Annotated in this window: 24 protein-coding genes; 8 read left to right on the top strand and 16 right to left on the bottom strand. The window is 54.0% G+C overall.

Annotated elements, in window-relative coordinates:
• Positions 1–320: 320 nt before the first annotated feature.
• The 3 genes from JMJ04_RS34845 to JMJ04_RS34835 form a co-directional block, all read right to left on the bottom strand.
• On the bottom strand, positions 321–1,232 hold the full coding sequence (locus JMJ04_RS34845) for an energy-coupling factor transporter transmembrane component T family protein (RefSeq protein ID WP_201374976.1): 912 nt from the start codon (positions 1,230–1,232) through the stop codon (positions 321–323).
• Positions 1,233–1,300: 68 nt separating this feature from the next.
• Positions 1,301–1,873 (bottom strand): ECF transporter S component, encoded by a 573-nt coding sequence (locus JMJ04_RS34840; protein ID WP_201374975.1) that lies wholly within the window; start codon positions 1,871–1,873, stop codon positions 1,301–1,303.
• A 169-nt stretch (positions 1,874–2,042) separates the two neighbouring features.
• A complete protein-coding gene (locus JMJ04_RS34835) occupies positions 2,043–3,713 on the bottom strand; it encodes an ABC transporter ATP-binding protein (protein ID WP_201374974.1) in 1,671 nt (556 codons plus the stop codon).
• A 609-nt stretch (positions 3,714–4,322) separates the two neighbouring features.
• Between JMJ04_RS34835 and JMJ04_RS34830 the strand changes: the two genes are divergently transcribed.
• The 5 genes from JMJ04_RS34830 (at position 4,323) to JMJ04_RS34810 (ending at position 11,480) form a co-directional block, all read left to right on the top strand.
• Positions 4,323–6,446: a molybdopterin oxidoreductase family protein gene (locus JMJ04_RS34830; RefSeq protein ID WP_201374973.1), complete on the top strand. Its 2,124-nt coding sequence runs from the start codon at positions 4,323–4,325 to the stop codon at positions 6,444–6,446.
• A 74-nt stretch (positions 6,447–6,520) separates the two neighbouring features.
• On the top strand, positions 6,521–8,971 hold the full coding sequence (gene nirB, locus JMJ04_RS34825) for a nitrite reductase large subunit NirB (RefSeq protein WP_201374972.1): 2,451 nt from the start codon (positions 6,521–6,523) through the stop codon (positions 8,969–8,971).
• 36 nt (positions 8,972–9,007) lie between these two features.
• Positions 9,008–9,340, top strand: coding sequence for a Rieske (2Fe-2S) protein (locus tag JMJ04_RS34820; protein ID WP_201374971.1), 333 nt, complete (start codon positions 9,008–9,010; stop codon positions 9,338–9,340).
• A 16-nt stretch (positions 9,341–9,356) separates the two neighbouring features.
• On the top strand, positions 9,357–10,166 hold the full coding sequence (locus JMJ04_RS34815) for a uroporphyrinogen-III synthase (protein WP_201374970.1): 810 nt from the start codon (positions 9,357–9,359) through the stop codon (positions 10,164–10,166).
• A 69-nt stretch (positions 10,167–10,235) separates the two neighbouring features.
• Positions 10,236–11,480 (top strand): nitrate/nitrite transporter, encoded by a 1,245-nt coding sequence (locus JMJ04_RS34810; RefSeq protein ID WP_201374969.1) that lies wholly within the window; start codon positions 10,236–10,238, stop codon positions 11,478–11,480.
• An 84-nt stretch (positions 11,481–11,564) separates the two neighbouring features.
• Here JMJ04_RS34810 and JMJ04_RS34805 read toward each other — a convergent pair whose 3' ends face one another.
• The 3 genes from JMJ04_RS34805 to JMJ04_RS34795 all read right to left on the bottom strand — a co-directional run bounded on the left by JMJ04_RS34805 (position 11,565) and on the right by JMJ04_RS34795 (position 14,803).
• Positions 11,565–12,896 (bottom strand): ABC transporter substrate-binding protein, encoded by a 1,332-nt coding sequence (locus tag JMJ04_RS34805; protein ID WP_201374968.1) that lies wholly within the window; start codon positions 12,894–12,896, stop codon positions 11,565–11,567.
• A gap of 67 nt (positions 12,897–12,963) precedes the next feature.
• The gene (locus JMJ04_RS34800; RefSeq protein ID WP_201374967.1) at positions 12,964–13,833 is read right to left on the bottom strand and encodes a carbohydrate ABC transporter permease; all 870 of its coding nucleotides are present in this window, start codon (positions 13,831–13,833) and stop codon (positions 12,964–12,966) included.
• A gap of 13 nt (positions 13,834–13,846) precedes the next feature.
• Positions 13,847–14,803 (bottom strand): carbohydrate ABC transporter permease, encoded by a 957-nt coding sequence (locus tag JMJ04_RS34795; RefSeq protein ID WP_201374966.1) that lies wholly within the window; start codon positions 14,801–14,803, stop codon positions 13,847–13,849.
• Positions 14,804–15,110: 307 nt separating this feature from the next.
• Between JMJ04_RS34795 and JMJ04_RS34790 the strand changes: the two genes are divergently transcribed.
• Positions 15,111–15,629 (top strand): hypothetical protein, encoded by a 519-nt coding sequence (locus tag JMJ04_RS34790; protein WP_201374965.1) that lies wholly within the window; start codon positions 15,111–15,113, stop codon positions 15,627–15,629.
• Positions 15,630–15,730: 101 nt separating this feature from the next.
• Here JMJ04_RS34790 and JMJ04_RS34785 read toward each other — a convergent pair whose 3' ends face one another.
• Positions 15,731–16,684, bottom strand: coding sequence for a quinone oxidoreductase family protein (locus JMJ04_RS34785; RefSeq protein ID WP_201374964.1), 954 nt, complete (start codon positions 16,682–16,684; stop codon positions 15,731–15,733).
• A gap of 102 nt (positions 16,685–16,786) precedes the next feature.
• On the bottom strand, positions 16,787–17,386 hold the full coding sequence (locus tag JMJ04_RS34780; RefSeq protein ID WP_201374963.1) for an Hsp20/alpha crystallin family protein: 600 nt from the start codon (positions 17,384–17,386) through the stop codon (positions 16,787–16,789).
• 206 nt (positions 17,387–17,592) lie between these two features.
• Here JMJ04_RS34780 and JMJ04_RS34775 point away from each other — a divergent pair, with 206 nt between their 5' ends.
• Positions 17,593–18,063, top strand: a complete 471-nt coding sequence (locus tag JMJ04_RS34775; protein WP_201374962.1) for a GNAT family N-acetyltransferase — start codon at positions 17,593–17,595, stop codon at positions 18,061–18,063.
• A gap of 138 nt (positions 18,064–18,201) precedes the next feature.
• Here the strand turns inward: JMJ04_RS34775 and JMJ04_RS34770 are convergent, their stop codons facing one another.
• Positions 18,202–18,693 carry an SgcJ/EcaC family oxidoreductase gene (locus tag JMJ04_RS34770; RefSeq protein ID WP_201374961.1) on the bottom strand — a complete coding sequence of 164 codons (492 nt, stop codon included), beginning with the start codon at positions 18,691–18,693 and terminating at the stop codon, positions 18,202–18,204.
• A gap of 110 nt (positions 18,694–18,803) precedes the next feature.
• Between JMJ04_RS34770 and JMJ04_RS34765 the strand changes: the two genes are divergently transcribed.
• Entirely contained in the window at positions 18,804–19,331 is a 528-nt protein-coding gene (locus tag JMJ04_RS34765; protein WP_201374960.1) for a MarR family winged helix-turn-helix transcriptional regulator, read from the top strand.
• Here JMJ04_RS34765 and JMJ04_RS48235 read toward each other — a convergent pair.
• The 7 genes from JMJ04_RS48235 to JMJ04_RS34730 form a co-directional block, all read right to left on the bottom strand.
• Positions 19,303–19,842, bottom strand: coding sequence for a heme-dependent oxidative N-demethylase family protein (locus JMJ04_RS48235; protein ID WP_201374959.1), 540 nt, complete (start codon positions 19,840–19,842; stop codon positions 19,303–19,305). The genes JMJ04_RS34765 and JMJ04_RS48235 overlap by 29 nt on opposite strands.
• Positions 19,734–20,183: a heme-dependent oxidative N-demethylase subunit alpha family protein gene (locus JMJ04_RS48230; protein WP_201374958.1), complete on the bottom strand. Its 450-nt coding sequence runs from the start codon at positions 20,181–20,183 to the stop codon at positions 19,734–19,736. The genes JMJ04_RS48235 and JMJ04_RS48230 overlap by 109 nt, the downstream gene beginning before the upstream one ends.
• Positions 20,184–20,366: 183 nt before the next feature.
• Positions 20,367–21,323 (bottom strand): CHAP domain-containing protein, encoded by a 957-nt coding sequence (locus tag JMJ04_RS34750; protein WP_201374957.1) that lies wholly within the window; start codon positions 21,321–21,323, stop codon positions 20,367–20,369.
• An 891-nt stretch (positions 21,324–22,214) separates the two neighbouring features.
• Entirely contained in the window at positions 22,215–22,616 is a 402-nt protein-coding gene (locus tag JMJ04_RS34745; protein ID WP_201374956.1) for a VOC family protein, read from the bottom strand.
• 277 nt (positions 22,617–22,893) lie between these two features.
• Positions 22,894–24,129: a hypothetical protein gene (locus JMJ04_RS34740; protein ID WP_201374955.1), complete on the bottom strand. Its 1,236-nt coding sequence runs from the start codon at positions 24,127–24,129 to the stop codon at positions 22,894–22,896.
• Between the two features lie 448 nt (positions 24,130–24,577).
• Positions 24,578–24,943, bottom strand: a complete 366-nt coding sequence (locus JMJ04_RS34735) for a hypothetical protein (RefSeq protein WP_201374954.1) — start codon at positions 24,941–24,943, stop codon at positions 24,578–24,580.
• Positions 24,944–24,953: 10 nt separating this feature from the next.
• Positions 24,954–26,333, bottom strand: coding sequence for an acetate and sugar kinases/Hsc70/actin family protein (locus JMJ04_RS34730; RefSeq protein ID WP_201374953.1), 1,380 nt, complete (start codon positions 26,331–26,333; stop codon positions 24,954–24,956).
• Positions 26,334–26,425 lie beyond the last annotated feature (92 nt).

The following is a 26,425-nucleotide window of genomic DNA, read 5'->3' as shown; positions in this document are numbered from 1 at the left end:
GGCGTCCATGCTTGCATGGACCCTACAACGGATGGGATGCACTATCATACTATCTAAAGTAATCGGACGATGTGTAAGAAGTTCTCAATTAAACTAGAAGCACGTAATATGGTTGAGGTGTTGTCTCTATCACGTATGGGAATGCCTTAAAGTTGCCCGATTGGAGCGCAGTGCAGGCCAGGTAGAGCGATCAATTGGCTTGGTAACAAGTATACGTGATGCTTTCAGTGTAACGCTCTCCTAAATGCCTGGAGAGGAATATATTTGGGATGTGTAGCACTTTTGCTGTACGACAAAAGCGCTATACATCCCAAATGTATTTAATGTAGCCAGGAGGCGGGGATGCCCTGAGTGTGGAGTGTGTGGAAGATGCTGAAGCTTGAAAATCCGCCAAGAATATTGAACGACGTTACGCAGACGAAGGCTATGATACAGAGAGCGATCAAGATGATATCACTGCGGCTCGCATGTGCTTCATAGAGCCAGGTGCGCTTGCCCACGCCGAAGCAACGTAGCTCCATGGCGTTAATGATATCTTCTGCTCCTATAATGGAGCCTATGACCAGAGGTACGATGAGTGGGGCCAGGCGCGCGATCTTACCGAAGATGCCGCCGCGCAGCTTGTCAAGCTCAAAGCCGCGTGCGCGCTGGGCGTCAAGCGTCGTACTAAAATCGCGGCCCACGCTGGGAAGGAAGCGAAATGAGAGTTCGATGGCGTAAGCGATCCAGTCAGAGAGTCCCAGACCTTTGATGCCAGAAGCGATATGGCCTGGGTTGGTGGTGTAGGGGAATGAGATTGCCAGGAAAGCGATACTAAAATTGCGGAGCGCCTGTGTCAGGAGAAAGACCAGGCTTTCGACGCTTATTGGAAGCGAAATAATGCTGAGATAGGGGGCATGTGAGATGAAGCCGGGAAAGGGGATATGTGTGAGAACATGGAAAGAAGCGACATCCACACCGCGCACAACCGCGCCATTGGTTAAAAAGAAATTGCCCAGTACAATCATGACATTGAGCACAATGACGAAGCGCCAGGCTGCCCTGGTTTCTCGCCAATGTAGATGGCATTGCTGGTAATAGAAAGCGGATACGAGAAATGCTGCCAGCATGAACCAGAAATTCGAAGTCTGAGCGACCATCAGACTGAAAGCGACCAGAAAGAGCAGCTTTGCGCGCACATCTAGACGATGAACTAGTGTGTCGCGTTCGACATAGGGGAAATTTATTAGCATAGCATGGGCCTACCCTTATCAAAGAAATGTATGGAGCACACCTGAGAGGTGTGCTCCATGTGCGTCTCTTAACCGCGTCCAGTGCGTCTCACCGCTGCGTTATACGCTACAAGCAAGATTGGCAGCAGAATCAAGCCATTCACCAGGTCAGAGAGGGCTGCTGGCGTCAGGTACCCGAAGGTTGCCGTCGTGAAGCTGATCTTCGAGAGCCAGATCTCAGTGTACGAAGCGAAGGCGAGACCAACGATAATACCGATAGCGCTAAAGACCTCGGCGATAACGATCTTACGTGTGGTATTGTAGCGCCCAAGTGTGTAAAAGATGGCCACACCAGCGATAAAGCCGATAAGAGCATTACCAACGTCCCAGTTCCAGTAGAAGCCGCCACCAAGCCAGTCGCCCAGAACATTGCCTACGCCTCCAGCGAAGAGACCGACCCAGGGGCCATATAGGACCGCGAAGAGCAGGGGAATAACAATCGCCGGGCGCAGCGAGACATTGCCCGCGCTGGGAAGCTGAATAAAATTGCTCAGGTAGCTTAAGCCGCCGTAAAGAGCTGCACCAAGCGCTGCATAGACCACGTGGCGAACGCTGATGCTCCAGAAATTGGACCTGGACTCGGTTTGTTCAATGGTTGCCATTGAGAAATATCCTTTCCGCGATAAAACAAAATTAATCGCTCGAAGAGGGTGAATAGAGAGTAGCAATGATAAAAGAAAATACAAGGGCTGTAGAAAAGTGTTTCCCCGGTAAAGATAGATCCCTGTAATGCACCTCCTTTCATGCAAAATTCCTGATAAGAGAGAACGCCTAGCTCACCTGTTGCCGTGTACCTAAAAGGTAGTGCAGCAGGGAGGTAGGGCGGAGATTGCATTCATCCAGGAGCTTTGCGTCCGAGAGCACCTCAAGTGGCGCGCCATCGGCAACCAGGTGCCCATCCTTGAGCAGGAGGACGCGTTGCGTGAAGCGCAGCGCCAGGTCCAGGTCATGAGTAATAAAGAGCAGGGCATCCAGGCCGGGTAGGCCGCGCAGATGCTCCATAAAGTTCATATATGAGCGGTGATCCTGGCCCGCCGTAGGCTCGTCAAGCAGAAGGATACTGCTCTGCATAGCAAGCACCGAGGCGATAGCGACGCGTTTCTGTTGACCAAAGCTGAGTGAGAAGGGAGAGCGCTGCTCAAAGGCATCGACATCAAGGGCTTTAAGCGAGGCCTGCACTGCTTCCTGGACGCGCTCTTTCGTAAAGCCCAGGTTGGTGGGACCAAAGCTGGCTTCTTCAGCCACGCTAGGAGCGAAGAGCATGGCGTTTGGACTCTGGAAGACATAGCCAATGCGCGCGGCCAACTGGGCCACACTGAGCTTACGTGTATCGTCCTGGTAGAGGCTAACGCGTCCCTTCGTGGGGCGGAGCAGGCCGAGGGCTTGCTTGACCAGGGTGGTCTTTCCCGAACCGTTTGGCCCGAGCAGCGCGATGGTCTCCCCACGCTGTACGCTAAACGAGATGCCACGCAGAATTTCTTCGGAGAAGAGTCCGTAGCGGTAGTGGACATCCTCAAAGCGAAGAATAGGCTCAGTTGCTTGCTGCTGGTCTTCCTCACCCAAGGTTATGGGCTGAAGCAGCCAATCGCGTGGCTGTGCCGTTGTAGGTAGCGTGCGTAGCGTGGCCTCAACTGGGAGTTTGACCTGGGTAGGGTCAGCGATCTTAAGGAATTGGGTAGTGGGGCCAAAGAAGGCCTGTTTGCCCTCGCGCAGGAGCAGGACCTTATCGGGATTGAGCCGCAGCGCCTCCTCAACCCGGTGTTCCACAATTACTACGGTACGTCCCTCGGCCCGCAGATTGGCGATGAGTTGTTCCAGTTCATCAATCGCGCGGGCATCCAGGTTGGCAAAGGGCTCATCGAAGAGCATGATCGCGGGCTGCATAACGAGGATGCCAGCCGCCGCGACCTGTTGGCGCTGCCCTCCGGAGAGGGCAAAGGTTTCGCGTCCCTGATAGCGCTCCAGGTGTAGCTGCTCTAGGGAGTTCCTCACACGCTGGCGCATCTCGGGACGAGGCACGGCCAGGTTCTCCAGGCCAAAGGCGATCTCCTGTTCCACGGTGCTGCCCACGACCTGCTTATCGGGGTCCTGGAGCATCGTCCCAATATAGTGAGCCAGGTCTCGCAGCTTCAGGCCCTTTGTAGTGTGCCCCTGGAGCTGAATCTCGCCGCTGAGCACCCCCTTATAGCTATTGGGAATAAGCCCATTTAAGCACTTGATCAGCGTGCTTTTGCCACTGCCGCTAGGACCGGCAATTAATAAGAGTTCTCCTGCCGGGAGAGTAAAAGAAATATCTTCAATCGTAGAGGGAGCCGAAGCCTCCTCTGTAGATGCCTTGGGGTTTGTATCATCCTCGTTGGCGCCACGATAGCGAAAGTTTAGCTGATGGACATGAATTGCTGGAGGAGAGGTGATATTGTCTTGTTGCGCGGATGTCGTCATTGGATGACCTCAATGGTGTAAAAAAATAAAGAAATAAGTGCAAACAAGCTGTCCGGCGTTGCAAAAGCAAGCGTCTACATATCCGTCATCATATGTAGATGCGCGCTTTTGCAGCGTCGGGCCACTTCCTACTCCTATGCTATGCTTAATAGCATAAGCATAATTCTATGTATAAGCGTGGGAAGCAGGCTATAAAATGGGAAGAGCTTATGTCTTATATATTACTCAAGAAAGGCTGGATTTGTCAATAATGATAAAGTAGATCAACAAACATAACTTTGGCAATAAGGGAAGAAGGTGCCAGGAAGCTTTCGGCAAAACATACAAAAGAGCGGACGTTAAGTTTATGCTTTTTGTATCTAACGCCTGCATAAATGCGATGGTACACTCTGTATTAGTGATGTTTCATGTGAATATTTAACATGATGAGTCAAGAATTAGTGTGTATCGAGTAGTAACCAGTATCTGATGGGTATGCATGCGATGCAGCAGTATTTTTGCCAGCTATACCCTGGCTAAGCGATTGGTTTCACTCAAGGAGATGAGGCTTCTGTTAAACACGGATGTTTAGCGGGAGCACGCGTTAAAGCCGTCTTATTGGGGGAACAAGTGCATAATACCGCTGCACCATTCGTGGAGAAAGCGACTGAACAGATCGCGACTCATTGTCCCTACTGTGCCCTTCAATGTGGCATGCTTCTCTCAGGTCCTCGCGACCAGGTTACGGTCGAGGGGAATGAACACTTCCCTGTCAATAATGGGTCCCTCTGTGTCAAAGGCTGGAACGCCGCTGAGCTACTCAATCACCCCGACCGCCTCCGTACGCCTCTGTTGCGTGACGCGCAGGGAGGGCTGGTTCCCGCTTCGTGGGAAGATGCCTTAGCGCATGTCGCCGCCGCTATTCAGACGACCCAGAAACGCTATGGACGCGATGCAGTGGGTGTGTTTGGGAGTGGCTCGCTCACAAACGAGAAAGCCTATCTCCTGGGGAAGTTTGCGCGTGTGGCCCTGGGAACCTCGAACATTGATTATAATGGACGCTACTGCATGTCCTCGGCCGCTGCGGCCAGCCAGGCCGCCTTTGGCCTTGATCGTGGCCTGCCTTTTCCCCTGGAAGACATTCCCCATGCTGAAGTCATTCTGCTCATTGGCAGCAATATCGCGGAGACCATGCCGCCCCTCATGCAGTACTTCGAGGCCCAACGCCAAAATGGCGGGAAGTTGATCGTCATTGATCCACGCGCCTCAGTGACCACACGTGCCGCACACCTGCATCTCCGCCTGACTCCTGGCTCGGACGCGGCTCTGGCGCATGGACTGCTGCATATCCTCGTGCGAGAAGGCTTGATTGATAAAGCCTATATTGCCGAGCGGACAGAGGACTTTGAGCAGGTCAAGGGGCGTGTCGCGTCATACTGGCCAGAACTGGTCGAGCGCGCCACAGGCGTTCCGGAGGGGCTCTTTACCCAGGCTGCGCACCTGCTTGGAAGGGCACGCTCGGCGATGATCCTGACGGCGCGTGGCAGCGAGCAACAGAGTCAGGGAGTGAGCAATACCCTGGCTTACATCAATGTCGCGCTGGCGCTCGGCCTCCCTGGCCGTATCTATAGCGGCTTTGGTAGTATAACCGGGCAGGGGAATGGTCAGGGTGGACGCGAACACGGCCAGAAGGCCGACCAGCTCCCTGGCTATCGCAAGATTAGCGATCCAGGAGCGCGCCAGCACATAGCTGAGGTCTGGGGCATAGACGAGTCGGAGCTACCCGGGCCGGGAAAATCGGCCTATGAGCTATTGGAGGGCCTGGGGCAGGAGGGAGGCGTGCGCACGCTGCTGGTGGTTGGCTCCAATATCGTGGTCTCAAGTCCCAATGCGCTACATATCCAGGAACGGCTCAAGGCGCTTGACTGCCTGGTGGTTTCGGACTTATTTCTCTCGGAGACCGCGCAACTGGCCGACGTGGTGCTGCCATCGGCCCAATGGGCTGAGGAAGAGGGCACTATGACAAATCTTGAGGGCCGCGTCATTCGCCGTCGACGGGCCTTTGCGCCCCCACCTGAAGTAAAAACGGATGTTGAGATGCTCTGTCAACTGGCTGAGTTGCTGGGGAAGGGGCGCTACTTTGCCTATGGCGAGCCGCACCAGGTCTTCGAGGAGCTGGGTCGCGCCAGCGCGCGGGGGAGCGCGGATTATGCGGGTATGAGCTATGAAAAGATCGAGGCCAGGAATGGGGTCTTCTGGCCCTGTCCGGGCGAGGAGCATTCTGGCACGCCCCGGCTCTTTCAGCAGACATTTCATACGCCTTCCGGACGGGCCCGCTTCCATCCCGTGCGCCACCAGTCGCCAGCGGAGGTTCCAGATGAGGAATATCCCCTCTACTTAACGACCGGGCGTGTGCTGGCGCAATATCAATCGGGAACGCAGACGCGGCGCGTGGCGCGTTTGCGCGAGCTGGCCCCGGCGCCTTTCGTCGAGATTCACCCCACCACGGCCCGCCACTATGGCCTGGTGCAGGGAGCGTGCGTCAGGCTCACCACGCGCCGAGGCTCCATCTGTGGCACAGTCAAGATCACTTCGGACATACGTGAAGATACGCTTTTCGTGCCCTTCCACTGGGGAGGGAAAGATGCGGTCAATCGCTTAACCAATCCGGTCCTGGATAGCACCAGCCGGATGCCAGAGTTTAAAGTGTGCGCGGTTCGCATCGAACGCGCTAGTGCCTCTTCGAAAACCTGAGCGCGAAAGCGCTAGCCGCGAGAGCGGCGTTGGTTTTCACATAAGAAGTTAGAGCAAGCGGAGGGAGAACCTGCATGAAGGAACGCCTGGTTGTGATCGGCAATGGTATGGCGGGAGCGAGGCTGGTGGAGGAGATTGTGGCTCGCGGTGGAAATGAACGCTATCAAATCGTCGTCTTTGGTGACGAACCCTACGGCAACTATAACCGTATTTTGCTCTCAAATGTCCTGGCGGGGAGCCATGATCCCCAGGATATCTTTATCAATCCCCTCACATGGTACGCACAGCATCATATCGATTTGCGCGTTGGCATGCATATTCATACCATTGATACCGAGAATAAGGCGGTCTATGCTAGCGATGGGACGATCACGACTTACGACAAACTCGTGATTGCGACAGGCAGCAAGCCATTTCTCCCGCCATTGAAGAATCTGCTGCGAGAGGATGGGGGACTAAAAACAGGGGCCTTTGCCTTTCGCACCATCGATGATTGTGACGCGATGATCAAATACGCTGCCCAGGCGCGCAGCGCCGTAGTCATTGGTGGGGGCCTTCTAGGTTTAGAGGCAGCCCGTGGCCTCTCTAACCGGTGCAGCAAGGTACACGTGGTCCACCTGCCGACTTCGCTTATGAATGTGCAACTGGATGAACCAGCGAGCGAGCTGCTTCAGGCCGAGATCGCGAAACTGGGCATTCAGCTCTGGCTAGGGAAGCTCACGACAGAAGTCGTGGGAGAGACAAGCGTCACGGGCCTGGGCTTTAAAGATGGCACACGTCTGGAGTGCGATATGTTGGTCATCGCGGCAGGTATTCGTCCTAATATGGAGCTGGCGCGTCAGGCGGGTATCGCCTGTGAGCGGGGGGTTCTAGTCAATGATGGCCTTGTGACCAGCGCGCAGGATGTCTTTGCACTTGGCGAGTGCGCCGAGCACCAGGGCAGGGTGTATGGACTGGTCGCGCCGCTCTGGGAGCAGGCTCGTGTCCTTGCTGAACGTTTGACCAGCCCTACAGCCAACGCGCTGTATCGTGGCTCCAAGGAATCGACCAAGCTAAAGGTCATGGGTATGGAACTGGCTGTGATGGGCGAGAAAGATCGCAGTCTGCCAGACGACGAAGTCGTGACCTATAGCGAGCCGGGCCGTGGTATCTACAAGAAGCTCGTCATTCGCAATGGTAGCTTGCTGGGCGCGATTGTCATGGGCGATGGGCCGACAACACCGCGCTTGCTGCAACACTTTGACCGTGGCGATAAGTTGCCAGAGAACCGTGCCGAGCTACTTTTTGCGCTGACTGGCGAGAGTAAAGCGTTCGATGTCGCCGACCTGCCGGATGACGCACAGATATGTAACTGTAATGGTGTCTCCAAGGGGCAGATCGTCGCGGCGGTGCGCGAGGGGAAGCGCTCGCTGCCTATGCTCTGTAACGCCACGCGTGCTGGAACTGGCTGTGGCTCCTGTAAGCTTCAGGTTCAAGCCCTGCTGGAACTGGCCTCCGATGGGCTGGTTGTCGATGATCCCGCGCTGCATTACTATGTTCCGGGTGTCCCATTGAAGAAGCCGGATCTCATCAAGGCCATTAAAGAGCAGGAGTTGCGCAGTGTCTCAGCGGTCTTTCGCGCCCTGGCAGACGGCAAGGAAGATCCCACCAGCAAGGCCGGGCTGGCTTCCCTGCTCAAGACTATCTGGGGCAAAGAGTACGAAGATGAGCGAGATGCACGCTTTATCAATGACCGGGTACACGCTAATATCCAGAATGACGGTACCTTTAGCGTTATTCCGCGTATCTATGGAGGCGTGACCACGGGCCAGGAGCTCCGGCGTATCGCTGATGTGGCGCTCAAATACGATGTGCCCATGGTCAAGCTGACGGGCGGGCAGCGTATCGACCTCGTCGGTATTCCCAAGCGGCACCTGCCCGATGTCTGGCGTGACCTGGGCATGCCCTCGGGCCATGCCTACTCCAAGGCCTTCCGCACCTGTAAAACCTGCCTTGGCTCGGAGTTCTGTCGCTATGGCGTGGGTGATAGCACCGGGCTGGGGATCAAGATCGAGAAGCGCTTCCAGGGCGTTGAATCTCCGCACAAGATGAAACTGGCGACGACAGGCTGCCCACGCAACTGCTCAGAGGCGACCACAAAAGACCTGGGTGCTATGGCGATTGAGGGGGGGAGATGGGAGATCTATATTGGCGGAGGCGCGGGTTCGAAAGTGCGCAAAGGGGATGTACTCTGTACCGTTGAGACCCATGACGAGGTACTGCTCTACATGGGACGCTTTATGCAGTACTATCGTGAGAACGCCAGGTACCTGGAGCGTACCTATGACCTGGTGGAGCGCCTGGGAATCGAGTACCTGCGCCAGGTGCTGGTCGAAGACAGCGAGGGCATCGCCTCCAGGCTGGACCAGGAGATCCAGGCCGCGGTAGATGCCTATGTCGATCCCTGGCAGGAGGCCCACCAGCCCGTGACCCCCGCGCAATTCGCCGAAGCACTCCAACCAGTAGGATCAACCATTGTGTCCTAAACAGCCAACCGACGAGACGAAAGGAGAAGAGTACTAATGAGTATCATGCTGCCACCGGGCAAGGTCGTCTACAACCTTGGCCCACAGACGCGCCTGCCTCTGGGCGAGGGACGCACCTTTCAGCTTGGAGAGGCCGAGATCGCCGTCTTCCGCACACGTAGCGGCAGACTCTTCGCCACGCAGGCCGCCTGTTCCCACCGGCAAGGCCCCCTGGCGGACGGCCTGACGGGCGATGAGCAGGTTATCTGTCCCTTACACTCCTTCAGGTTTGACCTGAGAACGGGCGAGTCGATTGGCAATACCTGCCCGGCGCTCAAAACCTACGCGCTCCAGGTAAGCGAGACGGGCGAGATCCTGCTGAGCCTGTAGCACAAGGAGCATACATATGACATTGCAGCACGCACGCATCGCGCTACTGGAGACGCGCATGGCGGGAGAGATGGCCAACCTTCTGCGCCGTCATGGAGCCTCGAACCTGGTGAGCGTACCCGCAGTGCGCGAGGTAGCGCGAGAGTGCGGGCCGCAGGCCGCGGCCTTTCTCGCCCGGCTCTCAGGGGGAGAGATCCAGATGCTTGTTTTCTTTACCGGCGTAGGAGCCACCGCTCTGTATAGCGAGGCCGAAAAGTTAGGCCGCCATGTAGAGCTAGTGGAGGCGTTGCGTGCTACGACGATTGTGTGTCGTGGACCGAAGCCAGTCGCGGCGCTGAAGCGTTATGGTATTCCCGTGGCCGCCAGCGCTCCAGAGCCCTATACCACACATGAGCTTCTGGCGGTGCTGGCCCCCTTTGACCTGGGGAGTAAAGTCACAGGTGTGGTGCATTATGGTGAGCACAACGCCCAGTTCACGGAAGAATTGCGCCAGCGTGGTGCCAAGCTGGAGGAGCTTTGTCTCTATGAATGGCTGCTACCCACAAACCTGGCGCCCTTACGTAGCCTGGTTAAGAGCATTGTCGCTGGCGAAATAGATGCGCTTGCCTTCACCAGTCAGGTCCAGGCCCGGCACCTGTTTCGCATCGCCCAGGAGCTTCAACTCAGTAGCCAGCTTACCGAGGCCCTCAATACCAGGACGCTTGTGGCCTCTATTGGCCCGACCTGCACTGGAGTGTTGCAGCGCTATGGGGTGACACCGCGCGTTATCCCTGAGCATCCAAAGATGGGGCATCTGGTGAAAGCCCTTGTCAGCTACCTGGCGTAGCTGCTGTTAAGGGCTGCACTCCTCGATACTATTTCTCCGTATTTAGCAAGCGAAGAAAGGGAGTTCTTTATGCCTTTTTTACCTACGAAGGGAAGTGCGCGTCCTGGCTCTATCTCGACTGTCATCGCCTCTTTTCTCCACTTTGATACCTGTTTTACCATCTGGGTGCTTCTGGGTTCTCTCAGTGTCTTTATCGCGCCCGAACTCAAGCTCAACGCTGCGCAGCAGGGACTCATGGTCGCCTTACCTACGCTCAGCGGTTCGCTGATCCGTCTGCCTGTGGGACTGCTCAGTGACCGCTATAGCGGGAAGTTGATTGGCATAGGTTTGCTGACGTTTCTCTTTCTGCCCCTGCTCCTGGGCTGGTTGCTGCCGGTAAGCTTTCCGGAGGTGCTCTGCATTGGTCTGATGCTTGGGGTCGCGGGCTCCTCGTTCGCAGTGGCGCTGCCGCTGGCCAGTCGCTGGTATCCTCCCACGCAGCAGGGCCTCGTGATGGGAATTGCGGCGGCGGGCAATATCGGTACCGTCATAGCCAACGCCACGGCCCCCAGCCTGGCGAGAGCCTATGGGTGGCATGCCGTCCTGGGCCTGGCGATGATCCCCCTGACGCTGGTGTTGCTGGCATTTGTATTGCTGGCGAAGGAGAGTCCGACGCGCCCTGAAGCGGCGCCCCTCGCTAGCTATGTGCGTGCCCTGGGTATAGCGGATATGTGGTGGTTTTGCCTGCTCTATAGCGTCACCTTTGGTGGATTTGTTGGCCTGGGAACCTTCCTGCCCCAGTTCTATCATAACCAGTTTGGGTTGCCAGGAGTGGAGGCGGGCTACTGGGCTGCGGGCGCTGCTTTTACCGGAAGTACGCTGCGTCCGCTGGGGGGATACATCGCGGATAGGCTGGGAGGTGTGCGTGTGCTCTCCATCCTGCTGCTCTTGATTGCTGGCACGTACGCGCTGGCCTCTCTGCTTCTGCCGATTGGTTTTACCGGCGCCCTTTTCATCGTTGGCATCGCCTTCATGGGCATGGGCAATGGCGCGGTCTTTCAGCTTGTGCCGCAGCGTTTTCAGAGCACAATTGGCGTCGCGACCGGTCTGGTAGGTGCCCTGGGTGGTATCGGCGGCTTTGTTCTCCCCTTCCTGCTGGGGTCAATCAAACAGGCAAGTGGTTCATATGCTGCGGGCTGGATCATCCTGGCGCTCTTCGCGTTTGTGGTCCTGGCCGTCCTACGCCTGCTAGCCGCCTTACGGGCAAGCTGGCGCTCATCCTGGGCGGCTGAGGCGGAGGGTACAGAGATCTATTCTCAAGCCTCTAGAGCGTAAATGGGACGTATGTAGGAAATGATGTGATGCCCCGTGTAGCCTGAGGCTACACGGGGCATCACATCATTTCCTACATACGATATCTTAGCCTTCAGCTAGCTTTGTACTACAGCCCTGCGTCATCTTCTGCAAGGCGGCGTTCTCGGAAAGCTGGCTGGTAAGCGCGCTGGTAAAATTGCTGGTGATGACCGTGCGGCAGTCGTCCCAGGCGGGCAGAATGCTGGGCACAAAGCCATACTGAAGTGACTCGGGGCCAGCCTGGCGCGCGGGATTCTGCTCGAAGTAGCTCTTCAACGTCGAGCCCTCATAGGCGGATTTGCGGATAGGCATATACCCGGTTGCCTTGACGAACTGAGCATTCGCATCGGCGCTGGTCAAGTACTTCATAAAGTCCCACGCGGCGGTCTTGGCATCCGTGCTGGCGCTGGAGAACATCGCCATATTGGTGCCATAGAGCGAGGTAAACTTGCCCGCGGAGCCACCGGGCAGAACGGCCTCTGAGAAGTTGAATTTCCCACCAATGGAACTCTTGATGAAGGGATAGCTGGCGACAGTGCTGATAGAGAAGGCAGATTTGCCAGCGGCAAAGTCGTTCTGCCAGCTATAGAGCTTGGTCACATGGATATTGCCTGCTTTGACCAGGGGCGTGAGGTCGCTCAAGGCCTTTAGAGCGGGCTGAGTATTAGCTCCATCGCCAAAGGCGGCCTTGGTGCCATCGCTAGAAACAAAGTCGGCACCACCAAAAGCTTTATAGAGTGTCGCCCACTCGTCAACTGAGGGCGTGAAGGAGAGGCCCCAGCGTGAGCCATCGGTCTTGGTAACCTTCGTGATGGCAGCCTTCAGCTCGTCGGTCGTCGTGGGGACCGCGATCCCCTCCTGCTTCAACACATCCTCGTTGTAGTAGAGTACCTCAACACTTTTGTTGAAGGGTAGCATATATTGCGTACCGTCGATCTGTCCATCCTTCCAGATGGTGGGATAGAAGTCGCTGATATCGCTCTGGCTCAGGCCGTTCTGCCCTGAGATGTAGGGCTGCAAGGACTCAAGCGCGTTCGATTGCTGATACTTCGAAGCCCAGCTCTCATAGACCTGTGCCATCGTGGGCGCGTTATTGGCGGCGATGGCGGCGGTCAGCTTTGTCTTCAAAGTATCGTAGGAGTCATAGGCCTGCAATTTAATGGTAACATTCTTATGCTGGCTCATATACTGCTTGGCGAGATTCTCGATGGCGGTCTTATTTGCGCCAGTCGAGAAGGCCTCCCAGAAGTCTACGGTATATTTCTTGTTAGCATCCAGAACACCGGTGCTGCCGCTGTTGTTGCTGCTATTGCCGCTTGAGGAGTCGCCTCCACACGCGCTCAATAGGAGCACTATAACAAGGAGCACCAGGGTCATACTAAACCAGGTACGACGCATGGAAATATCAGTCCTTTCAATACTTCAATCAATAAAAAAGCGAAACAATGGTCTATCGATGTGAAACTTATCCTTTTGTGCTGCCAGCGGAGATGCCCTCTATGAACTGCTTTTGCGCGATCAAGAAGACGACTAGCACTGGTAGCGTGGTAAAGGCAACGGCAGCGGCCAGGCCGGTTGGATCGTTGCCTTCGTCGGCGACAAAGGCGCGCAAGCCAACCTCAACCGGGCGAAACGCGTCGGTGCTGGTTACCAGGTAGGGCCAGAGAAACGCGTTCCAACTACCGATAAATATCTGTAGCGCGATTACCGCCAGGGCCGGGCGAGCCAGGGGCGCCGCCACCCGCCAGAGATAACCGAAGCGCGAACAGCCATCAAGTTGGGCCGCCTCCCACAACGAGGGGGGAAGCGCAAGGAAGAATTGGCGTAACAAGAAGATGCCAGAGATGCTGACCCCAAAGGGAATAATCTGCGCCTGGTAGCTATTGATCCAGTGGAAGGTTGAGACGAGCAGGTAACTGGGGATCAGCGTGGCCTCTGAGGGAACCATAATGATCCCTAGAAGCAGCATAAAGAGCACATGACGACCGGGAAACTTCATCGTCCCAAAGGCATAGGCAGCCAGGAGCGACGTCAATGTCGCCAGGACAATCGTGCAGAGCGCGACGAACAGGCTATTGCCAAAATACTGCAACCAGGGAGCCATATTCCAGGCGCGTACATAGTTTGACCACTCCCAATCAGGCAGGATATGTGGCACCACGTCATAGGCATTATGCGTGGTCAACAGCGAGGTGACCAGCATATAGTAAATGGGAAATACCGCGATGAGTGTGGCGATGATAATCACCAGGTAGCGTGCGCCGCGTCGTAATTGAGCGCCCCACCAGCCGGACGCGTGCTTCTGATGAGATCCTGATAAACGTGTGGCGGACATAGCATCGAACCTTCTAATCTACAGAGGGAGTATAACGGCGCGATAAGCCAAACTGCGCCACTGAAACGGTAAAGACGAGCAGAAAGATAATCACCGAGATGGCTGACCCGATTCCCGTATGGGCCGAAGTGCCAAAGGCCTGGGAAAAGAGGTAGAGTCCCAGCGTTTGGCCCGCATTCTGCGCGCCTCCATCCGGTCCCAAAAACAGGAAGGCTGGCTGAAACATCTTAAAGGCCTCAATGGTGCTCAGTAGCAGTACCACAACCGTCACAGGTGCCAACAGAGGCCAGGTAATATAACGGAAGGTCTGCCAGGAATTCGCGCCATCCACCTGCGCTGCCTCGGCCAACATGGGCGAGATATTTGTCAGGCCTGACATAAAGAGTACAACGCTAAAGCCCAGGGACTTCCAGGTGGTATAGACAATGATGCTGGGTAAGATCCAATGTGGATCCCCCAGCCAGTCGATTGGTTTAAGGTGTAACAGGTGCAGGATGCCATTAAATAAGCCGTGGTAATTATCAAACATCCATACCCAGATAGATGTCGTAGCCACGATGGGCGTAATGAATGGTGAGAAGATGGCCAGGCGCCAGAACGCCCGCCCGCGAATACTCGACATCAATAGAATTGCCAGCAAGAGCGAGAGCACTAGTTGCAGCGGAACCGAAATGACAACATAGAGTATCGTTGTCTGAAGTGCCTGCCAGAAGTTCGGATCGCTAAATAAGAAACGATAGTTTGCCAGGCCCACAAATGGCTGTGTACCGTGATTGAGGAAGTTCCATTTGAAGAGGCTGATCACAAAGACAAACACGGAGGGGAAATATGAGAAGATGCCCAGAATAATGAAGGCTGGTAACAGGTAAAGATAGGCCTGTCCCGTCGTCAACCAGCGCCTCCACCTCTGCTTAGGTATCTGGGCTTGTTTCTCCTCACGCACTATCGACAACAAAATATCGCTTTCCATACGACTCTCCAGACAAAGATAACGTATCACATAAACATGATACTTATAGCATATTAACCATAAGTAATCAAATCGTAAAAAGTAGTTTAACACTCTATTATATCGCTTTTTTGTGTATCCGCAATATGCTAAAAAGGATGGAGAGCGTATGGAGGGTGTGCAACTTCACGAGTAGTTCCCCTGAGGGTCAAAAGCCAATAGTAAGGCAGGGTTTCGCAAAAAGAAGGGAATTTTTTATACTATAGGTGTACACATCTGTAGGTTAGGCATACCTTGAGCGATGTGTTGATGTTGGAAGGAGTGTAGGATGGGCGAGCTACTGCGTTCACGTATGCAGGTGGTGTTGTCATTTGATATCGAGGTGACCGATGAGGAGACAGAGATCTCGGATGAGACGGAGCAACTGGCGGTTTATTTTAAGGAGTATAATCGCCGGTTGCTCCTGGCGATTCTGCGCCAACCTGAGAACTTGCGCCGCTTTTTGATTGGTTGGGTCGCGGCGCATATTGAAGCGCTTCCCATGCAAGAGGGTGTCTCTTCGTGGGAAGCGCTTCTGTTAGAAAAGGAAGAAGTCTCTCTGCCCAAGCAGCTCTGGGCGACCATTCGGCAGATGAGTAAGGAAGACCAGGCGATCTTTCGCTGGTGGGTGGAGGATAAGCGCATCGATTTTGGTAGCCAGATCACCGATTTTCTGAAGAGCTTTCGCGTCGAGCTAAAAGAGCTAGAGATCACTGATCCTCTTGACCCAGACAAAGCGGCTATACAGTTGCGTTCACGCCTGGTGTTACCCCAGGCGGAGCAGGCGCATGAGGGCAGGGTTTTCTAGTGAGACGGTGCTGTTGCCCGCTCCTGGCGTACGCGGCTACTTCTGGTCTGAGGAGTAGCCGCGTACGCCAGGAGCGGGTCTGCCCATGCAGGATGTACCGCTTAAGGTATAAAGACTATTTTGCCTCCCGCGGAACCCTGGGCCAGGAGCTGGTAAGCCCTGGGGGCCTCTTGTAGCGGGAAGGTGCGTATCTCCTGGGGGGCGCGCAAGGTGCCTGCTTCAAAGCCCTGTTTGATCTCGGAGAGGATATGAGCTGTCTGGCAGGCGCCAAGCTGAAGCGAGTCGACTCCCACCAGGTGTAGCTCTCGGTGGTAGAAGTCACGCATATTGAATTGTACCTGTCCATCGCCACGCGCGGTAATGGCGATGAGTCGTCCCCCATGGGCAAGGCAGGCCAGTCCCAGGTCAAAGAGTGGTCCCCCTACTGTATCGATGCAGGCGCTGACTCCTTCGCCGTGTGTAAGCTTCATAAGGTCGGTCTGGGCATCGGGCCGCTCGGTGTTGATCACTTCGTATGGCTCATTGCCCCGTGGTTCACCGCGCTGGGCGCCAAACATGCGCAGGCCGCGCATCTTGCCCAGCTCGATGGCGGCGTTTCCGACCGCGCCCCGCGCGCCCAGTACCAGTACAGAATCACCTTTGCTTGCGCCGCTTGCTTGAAGAGTAAGCCAAGCTGTCAGGAAAGGTACGCCAATCGCGCCCGCCTGTTCCATCGAGAGGTTGTGTGGTTTCAGACTGAGCGTATCGCGTGGTGCGACAATATACTGGGCATGCGAGCCATCGCGGGTAAAGCCAAACTCGGCCCCACTGGCCCAGACCTCCTGCCCGCGCAGCTCCTCCGACCCTTCGACCACGATGCCCGCGAAATCACGTCCTGGAATGCGCGGTAACTGGGTTTGGATGAAGCGACCCAAAATATTGCCGATGTCGCTGGGATTAAGTCCGGCAGCACGTATTTCTACCAGGACCTCGTCCGCTCCTGGACGAGGTCGCTCAATCTCGCTCATATGGAGTGTTTCGGGTGGACCAAACTCAGTGATACGCAAGGCTAACATGATGTATCCTTTCCTGGTGGCTTGTGGAGAGAGGCAAAGCAAGCATGTGTCGCGTTGCCAACTTTGCCTCTCAGTGATTACAGGCTGTCAGTATTATTGTAGCTAGTGCCCAAGGTCAGTGGATGGACGCTGTGATTCATCCATAGATGCTGACCGCTGTTCAGGGGCTGGAGATGGCTGCTGCTGGCTGGCTGTCGCAGAGGACGCACCACTCTCCGACACCCGTGATTGTGGGGCTTCAATAGAACCTCGTGGTTGCTCCTGACTTGCCTGAATGGCGATATGGCGCGGACGAGCCGCCTCACTCACAGGTAGGCGAATGGTCAGGATCCCATTTTCATACTCGGTCTGTACATGGTCTATGTCAACAGGACGTTCAAAACTCATGCTTCGGGTGAATGTTCCCGAGTGAAGCTCATGTACGAGCCAGTTGCCTTGTGGAACATCAGAGCTACGGCGATACTGGCCATGGATGGTGAGCATATGTTGATCAATGGTCAGGCTGATGTCTTCAGGTTTCATCCCTGGCAGTGCCGCACGTACGACATAGTTATTGCTCTCCTCGTAGACATCGACAGGTAGGCTTGTCTCAACGCCTTCACCAAACAGGCGTGGTCGTATAAAACTCTGCTCAAAAAGCTGGTTGATAGCGTTGCGCAGGCTTAATCCCTCACCGAAGGGATCATAACGTGAGATGCCCATAGAAATGTGCCTCCTTTCGGCAAACTTATCTCCTGGCTTATTGACCCATGAGGCTTTGTTTTCTCCTCACAGGAGATATCACGACGCGCCCGCTTTGCGGGTCGACACAGGAATACCAACTCGTCTGAATGCAACAAGTGCGGCGGATAATCTGCCTGTGTTAGAATGAGGCGTATCTATAAAGTAAAAGAAAAAGGAGAGGCTGTATGACGCAATTAGTACCCATGACTGAAGAACAATTTGAGCAGTATTTGAACTATTCTATTCGAGAATATGCAGAGGAGCATATCAAAGGAGGACGCTGGACGGCTGAGAGCGCCTACGAGGAATCGCGCAAAGAATATCAAAAACTATTGCCGGAGGGTGTGCAGTCACCAGATAACTACCTGTACTCGATCTATGATGAGCAGCGCGACGTGCACGTTGGTGTCCTCTGGTTCGCGCGTGTCACATGGAGCGCCGAGCCAATGGCCTTCGTCTATGACGTCAAAATCGATGAAGCGCAGCGCAGACACGGTTATGGCACACAGGCCTTCCAGCTCATGGAAGAGAAGGTGCGCGAACTTGGCCTCTCCTCCATTGGCCTGCACGTCTTTGGCCACAACAAGGGAGCCATCCAGATGTATGAGAAGCTTGGTTATGTCCCCACCAACATCAACATGCGCAAGATACTGTAGGGTACTTGAACAGATGGCTGGTATGAGCACCTGCATGATCATAAAAAGCTGTGTCGTTTGAGGTATTTGACAGGGAAAGGCCTCAAGCATATCTAGGTATGCTTGAGATATTTTCCTGTAGTCATATGTTTCTCTCAATTACTTTCCTCGCTGCATGTTGGTGAGGATTTTCCCAAGGAATGTTTGTGCGAATGGGCGATAGCGTGTATTCTGGAATGCAGCAAAAAGCCATTCATCTTCGTGCTTGACAGCAACAAGCGTCTGAACGGAAATCGCCCGGGGCGATGGCCTTTTCTCGCGTCCCTTAAGCACCGCTCCTCCTGTATGGATAAGAGCCACAGAGGGGGCCAGAAAGCGTATTTCCGTTGGAATACCAACCTCAACCAGGCGAGAGCCTTTTAATATACCCTTGAAGAGCGGGCGATGTGTTTCTGCAATTTCGATGCGTCCACGTGCATGTGAGCCATCGAAGGCAACGTAATCCGCGTCCTCTGTGAAAAGTGTAGCGTAAGTATCTGCGTTACCCCAGGCCTCGTTGAGATGCTGTAGAAGGGTGCGAATGGCGGCCTCGTCGGCTGTATTTGCAGTTTCAAGCAGATGAGTGGCGGCATTGTTTTCATTGATACCCATTTTTTGATCCTTTCTAAAAGTCTTTTTATGGTAGATTATATTTAGACCATACTAATATCTAGATATATCTAGATATTAGTATGGTCTAAATATAATATGGGAGAGTAAATTTGTCAAGCCAGCATCTTTCATCTCATTCAAATCGAGAGCGTCTTATCGAGGCTGTTATAAACGCGAGTCGTGAGAGTAGCACGGCTGCGGTCTTTTTTCATACTATGATTGCTGAGCAGGTGGATCTTGGAGCAACCGAGGAGAAAACACTCTTTCTTCTAAGCCGGCTCGGCCCCCTCACCGCGGGCGAAATTGCGCACCACACTGGTTTAACAACCCCTTCGGTGACCAGCCTTATAGATCGACTTGAACGCAAAGGTTTTGTGCAACGTATACGAGATACGCGTGATCGTCGCCGCGTTATTATAGAGCGCAACGAGGAACGGCTTGCAGAATTGAATCGAGTGTTTAGCTCTTTACAAGAGAACTTTATAGACTTTCTTGAAAGGTACAGCAACGACCAACTCGCGACTATTACAGATTTTCTCACACGGTCCACTCAACGTTCGCAGGAGTTTCTTGCTGCTCAGCAATGGCAGGAAGGTGGAAGGAAGGGCGTTAAAGCTGATCGAGAAGATACTCAATGAGCATGGGGGCGAAAGGGGCAATGCCCTTATATTGCAAGACTTCAGGCGGGGTCGTCTGGAGGACGCCCAGGAGGGTCCTGGCTTGCTGACCGTTTTGCGCGATGGCGGCTATAGGTTCCTGGTAAGTGTGGATGATGAAGAGAATATCTTGTGTGCGAGGTAGGCGCGTGAGTGCCTGGCGCTCTACGCGTAGTAGGCAGCGCTCGCCAATAGCATCGGGCGTGAGATCACGTTGCGCTTGCGCTACCTCGTGGGCATATCTGGGCGTGAGATTGAGCCGGGGGATGTTCTTGATGGCCCAATTGAGGCGCCAGACGGGCCTGCCAACCTTTAAGCGTTCCAGCAAGAGGTAGGACGAACGCCCGATACGTTCCGCGAAGAGTGGCACCTCCTGGTGAATTGCTAAAAATGACTTGCCCAGTTTCTCCTCCAGGCACCAGGCGTTGGGGAAGCAGAGTTGGCCCGCGACCAGGGGGATACCCTGTGTCGTATCGGCGCGCAGCAGAAGCAAGTCTTCCTGAACCTGCCTTCCCAGCCAGTCCAGGGGGCATAGGGGAGGCTGGCGGCCAGGCCTATTTCAAAGACCGTTATCTCTTGAAGCAGGCTATTGTGCCATGTTACCTGCTTACCGTTCTTCGTTAGTGAGAAATAATGGGGATAGTCGCGGGCAAGCTGCTCTAAAAGCAGTTCCACGATCTCCCATTGAGCTGGAAGAGTCTCCTGTGGGGCGTGTAGATAGTGATTCTGGTCGTTTGTCAGGAGTGCGCGTTTGAGCTGTATCTCAGGTGCATAGTGATCGGGATCAATCTCGATAAGGCGACCGCTTTCCAGGGCCTGTGTCCCCATAGCCATAGAGAAAACATCAGCTTTTAAAGGAAAATAAGGAAACACATTGTCCTTCCTTCATGTCTGAGTTGAGCAGGAAATACACAAGAGCTTGTAGCGATAGTATAGCAGATATGGGATGGGGGATGGCAAGGCCAACGGCTTTGTCATCCCCCATCCCATATCTGCGAAGTATCTTAATGTATCAATTTATAGCGTGACGAACGAGACACCACTACCGGGAGAGAAGGTCCAGTAAGAGAGAATACCAAAGCCGCCGCCGCCGGCATACCAGTTATAGTTGCTGGCATAGACGCTGCCATCCGAGTTGATGCGCTCGACAATAGCCACGTGGCCATAGCCGCCAGCGCCCTGGACGCCGGGTTGCAGCACGATGATAGCGCCGACAGAAGGCTTACCGGAGACGTGCCAGCCAGAAGCCGTGGCCTGTCCCGACCACTGCCAAGCGTCGCCCAGCCAGGGAACCCACACATTTGTGAGCTGGTGGAAGCGATACGCGGCCCAATAGGTACACTGGCCCTGGAAGAAATGGTTGCCCGAGCCGCCGAGGGCTGGTCCCGGATTGACGCCGGGATAGGTGGGAGCAGGAGCGTTATTGGCCTTAGATGTCTGCTGAGGTGGCTCATAGCCATCCTGCGTCACTGCTGTAGCGGTCGCCGCCTGCTGGGCCAACAGCGCCGAGTTATCCCCACTCGAAGTATACATACCATTGGTGCTGGGAGAGGAATTAGCGGTCCCTGTATGGGCACCTACATCGCCGACTGCGGCCACAGCCATCAGCGAGCCAGCCATAATAAAGAGCAGGAGCGCGGTAACCGTCACATGGAGCATCAAGCGCCTGCCCTTAGGCTGAGGCGGAAGCATGCCGGTGCTCTGTTTGCCTGACCCCTTGATGACCACGGGCATGCGTAGGGCCGTTGTATTGCTCCGGTACGCATTGGTAGCGAATGGCTGAGTTGTGCCAGAGGTCTTGGTGGTATCGAGGATAGCTTTCAGCGTACCGGTCGTATAAATAGGGCCTGTATTGGGTTGACTTGTTGTGATAGGTGTGGAGGGAAGTTGTGGTATCCCGTCGGTTATGGTTATATCGGGGAAAGGAAGCTGTTCCACCTCATACGCTTCCTCCTGGCTGGGAGCCTTCTGCATAACTAGATTGGAAGCTACTTTGGGTTCCCAATAACTCTTTGAATCATAATTTGAAGCACATTTTGAACGACGTTCCAAAAACGACATACTACACTAAATCCCTTCCAGAATCTGAAGTGTCCTCAAGACAGCCACAGATGACTTACAAGACCTCCCATTCTCCATAAAAACCAGGTCTTCTCTTTTTAGCTGACCGGGAAGCCCAAATGTATGTAACGCGAGGCGAGTATTCGTTCCTCATGTCTGAATTGCCAGAGCGCGTATATCAGGTGGCGCACCGTAGCGCTCCTACAAACTGTATCCGAAGGGGCATGGATCGGTCAAGTTGGATGCGTTAATCCAGGACCTTAGAACTATGTCAGTGTGTCACATCTTAACCCAGATTTTGCATGTGTGTTTAATGGAGTGCCAAATTGTTTGAGGCAAAAGAGTGACCAAAACGCTTGCTTAAAACGTTTTTTACTTTAGGAAGTATGGGCGGGAATAATTTTCTGGTGGGATGTGTTTCCTGTAGTAGAGACAACCTCAACTTTAATGTCATGTTATTGAAAAACAATCGTGAACGCCGCTTGCAGCGACTAGCTCCGCTCACACGATTGATCTGCAATCTCTGAATATGTAACGTATAGTAAAAAAACACTTATTGAATATGGGTATTCCCTAATGCTGTTATTTCCACACGCAGCCAGCAAAGGAGATTTATTATGGCAACTATCCTCGCACTCCTGCTCATTGTCCTGATCGCTGTGGCGGCCTTCGGCTTTATGACTATTTCCTACGAGATTGAGAAACGCACTATCGATAAACAACAGTGCGGTGAATAATAGAAGCAGCAAAAGAGGCTGGACTGATCTACTAGATCAGTCCAGCCTCTTTTGCTGCTTCTATTATTCAGGAGAAGAGTTCGATGACGTAACCGTCGGGGTCGCGGACGTAGAGTTGGGTGACGCCGTCACCACGGGGTTTGGGGCCGCCGACGATCTCTATGTTGTGGGCCTTGAGATGCTGCTGGGCTGCTTCGAGGTTTTCGACTTCGAAGGCGACATGGGTGTCGCGCCCAAGAGCGAGTTCATGCTGGGTGTAGTTGCCAGCGTAGATGGCGTCGACGCGTCCAGGGGTATCCTCGCCGATGAGGTGGATGATGGCGCTCCCCTTTTTGAGCCAGGCGCCAGGGAAGTTGAAGCTGCCTGGGCGAGCGATCTCCTCCATGCCAAGTACCTGGGCATAGAATTGGCGCGAGTGCTCCACGTCGCGCACGTATAAACTGACATGATCGAGGCGGCGAATCTGCATAAATGTAGGCTCCTTGCATTGTGTTAGGTATTGTCTTCTGGCAAGCTTACAACAAAACACGAAAGCGCCGCAATGGGCACTCGTTTCGATTAAAGGGGAACCTCGCTGACTTGTAGGAGTTTATTGCCCAGGACTAGCAGAAGGTGTGTGTTATCAGTGGACCACTGGAGGACGCCAGGGTCAACTCCACTTTGTGGGAGAGGCACAGTCTTTGCGTCCTGGCCTGGTTTGACTATAATGGTTCGCAGGCGTGTGCCCGTCGCGCAATCATATAATTCTATGCGCGTAGCCGAGAAGTTATAGCGCGCCAGTATGCGTCCGTCAGGCCGCCAGGCATAGGAACCTGTTCCTGGTCCCTGAATGAGCAGGCTATTGAGCGCGTTGTCGTGGATCCGGATGCTGGGCAGGACATTGGTTTCGGGGGCGTGGCCGAGAGATGCTCATTGAGGTGTTCGACATGCGAGGACCAGGCGAACAGCGCCAGGTAGCGGCGATCCGGAGACCAGGCGAAGAAGGTGGTGCTCCAGCTAAAGCGGGGTTGTAAAAGGCCGTTTTGGGGTTGGATGAGGCCAGGTTGCCAGAGCGTGAAGCTCTGTCCCTGTGAGGGGATGCCAACGGGTTGCGCGGCCTCGTCCTGAGCAGGTTGAGCCCGTATCTGCCCACTCTTACCCCAGGAGAAACGAGGCGAATCCCATATAATCTGCTGGAGGTCCCTTTGGGCTGGTAGGACGGAACCACTCTGCAAATCCCAGACGGCGTACGACAATGTATCTGAGAGAAAGTTATCCTGGTTTTGTTGCGCGAAGAGTACACTGATAGCACCGGTTGCCTCGTTTAGTTGCCAGAGCCCCCAGAGGGCATTGGGATAGACGAGGGTAGCAGGTCGTGATAGGGAAATTTCAAAGGCGCAGATGAGTTGTTTGCCATCGGGTGACCAGGAAATTTGTTGGTATTGCACATCCAGAAAGTTCTGGGTGGGGAGCTTCTGAACTATAGCTTGATTGAGGATCGTGCTGTACAGGGTGAAGCGCTTTAATGCCTGCTTGTTGCTGGCTCTAAAAACCTGTATCAGGGCGTTACCGGGCTGCCGTGAAGGAGGAGAGAGTGAGGGCTGAAGGCAGTATTCGCGTTCCAGGGTAGCGATACGCTGGTTATCGGGAGCGAGCGCGGCGCTATAGCAGGGGGCACTGGCTTGAACTGTGCTGGCTTTTGCGACAGAGCCTGGTGCTCTGGAAGTATTTATAAATAAAGCCCAGGAGCCGCTCATGATGATGAGAGAGACAAAGCCAAGTAATACCACCAGTGTTACCAGCGACGCCTGAGTTTTGCGGTTACGCAGCCAGGCAGGAAGATCAAGCGTAGCGGTTCGCCGTTTGAGGGCCTTTCTATAGACATTAAAAAGAAATGCTTTTTTTGCTGGTGTGTGGCCCTGTCTTTCTGGATCGTCCAGATCGACTACCTGCAGCTCATACTCGTCATTCTCTAGTAAAGAGCCTTTCTCTCCATTGCTCATAGCACATCCTTGTGGCACTTTATTCTCAAAATAAGCTCTGACACATACTGGCTTATTAATGCAATCTGACAGCTTCTATCAGGAGATAGTCTGTACTTGTATCACAAAGTATCTATACTATACGACAGTTTAAGAACGAATTTCGAGTGTATTGTGGGGAGTTGAAGAGCAGCGTGGGCAGTTCCTGAATCACTCCTCATCAGAGAGGTCTTGGTTCTTTGCATACCTCACTAACGATCTCCAAGCCAGGCCTTCTTCTGAGCTCTGACACTTCCCTATCCCCCAGGAGTAGCGTAGATGACTGAGCAAAAAGCGGCTGGCATTTTCTTTCGCCAGCCGCTTTTTTGTTGCCTGATTTAGAGGTACAAACTTGATGGATGCACAACTTAGTCTGGTTGCCAACCAGCGGAAAAGCTCTCTCCCACGCCTAACCCTTGCAACTCCTCGATTATCTCTTGATCGAGGAGGAAGCTTGGAGCAGGAGCGTCAGATGCCCCCTTTTTGTCGCAGGCGTGGGACCATTTGCATCCGCAGTGAGCGCCAAGTAGGGGTGCTGGCCTGATTCTAACAAAAAATCAATGGGTGCTCCCAGAACACGGCGCGCTAAGCGTGCAAGGTACGTTGAGGAGAATTCCCCATACTCGCCTACCTCATTGTTTGGACCCGCCTTGATTAGTTCGATCAGTGACCCTGCCACTACACACTGGCGTAAAACCTCAGTCGTATCCGACCCACTTTTTGCGCTGATTGCCTGGACCATTTCCCAGGCTTCCCCTGGGATATTTTCGATGCTGATTGGGCACTTGCTACTCATCTTCATCTCTTTACCTCTCGCCTGCCGCGGCTGCTGCCTGCTGTGTATCGGGACGCGATATCGCCTGCTGTGCCTCACGGCGCAATATCGCCTGCTGTGCCTCGCGGCGCGATATCGCCCGCTGTGCTGACGCCTGGGCGAGCACTAGTCCGCCAATAGCGTTGAGGAAAGGCGCGATTTCAGGCGGGACAAAGTAGAAGGAATCCGCTTTGCGATGTGTGTTTACCAGGTGAAGGAGGGTATCATGAAGAAGAACACTTCCCCCGCCAGTAAACATCAAGAACGACTGACCATATTGTAAGTATTTCACTATGAGGCTGTTCAGATTGTCTGCACGACTTGCGATGACCTGACTCACTATGTCGTTAACAGGTTGTCTGCGTCCGCCAACGGAAATCATGCGGTTCAACAGAACATGCTGAGCTTCTGCATCAGAGAGTTGAATGGTTCTGTATTGTTGACGAATAGCCTCGCTAACGCCGCGCGCAATAAGAATGGTGCCCTCCCCGATTTGCTCTGCACTCATCCTCAGTTTGGGACGAGACTCGCCACTGCGGGGTGCAATTTCCACTTCACATATGTGGAACTGTCCTCCCCCGATGTCGAGTGTAATATGGCGATCGATATTGGTCGCAATAGGTGTTCCTTCCAGCGTGTAGTACCAGGCACAGAAGGACCCGAATGTTTGTCCATAGGGAACAAACTCGACAAAGCAAAGACGCCAGGTAGTTTCCTGTCCTTGCTCGTCAACACGCACAACCTCAAACGGCTTGTTGAAGATGTACTTGAGTGCTTCGCGTGCTTCGGGGGTTGCACCATTTCGATCAACTTCCTCTGGGGGCAAGCCAATGGAGAGAAAAATATTGAACTCACCCTGACAGCCCTCCATAAGCTTTCCTGATGCATCGCGTTTGCCATGTCCCGCCCTGACCAGCAGTTCTACCTGGAATGCGGCTATGAACCGCTGAAAACGGTGATCTGGAAACCGTTCAGGAGAGAAACCAACCGGTAAGCTCTCAGCTTTTTTGGTCTCCAGGGCATCGTCACCCATCCAAAAATCCTCTGATCCGTTCACTCGCCATGTGATCCGGCCATCACCGCCCCGTAGTTTCTTCGCCGGGGTATATGCGGTAGGCACTCGCAATCTGGCGAGATAGGGAGCGTTCGCTATTGGCATGACACCTTTTAACGCTTCATTGCCATTGTCAATACAGGCCATCTTCGCGATGACTGGCGACCAAGAGAATGTCTCGCGATTCCAACGCTGGGAAGGGACCTCTGTTATTAATCCCTGGTCCTTGTTGTTCAGCAAGGGAGTACCGGATACCACTTTAGCCAGAAGACTGTCAGGATGTGGATGTTGTGTCTGGACTTCTACAAAAGTTGTCATGAAATATTCCTCTTGTACTACTTTCTTTATTATTTCTCTTTTTCTTGCTGGCATGCAACTCACCTTTGTCAGGGTTATGCGTGCCATAAGCA

It is taken from the genome of Ktedonobacter robiniae (assembly GCF_016587375.1).
GTDB classification, from domain to species: Bacteria; Chloroflexota; Ktedonobacteria; order Ktedonobacterales; family Ktedonobacteraceae; genus Ktedonobacter; species Ktedonobacter robiniae.
This window is presented reverse-complemented; position numbering and strand designations above follow the sequence as displayed.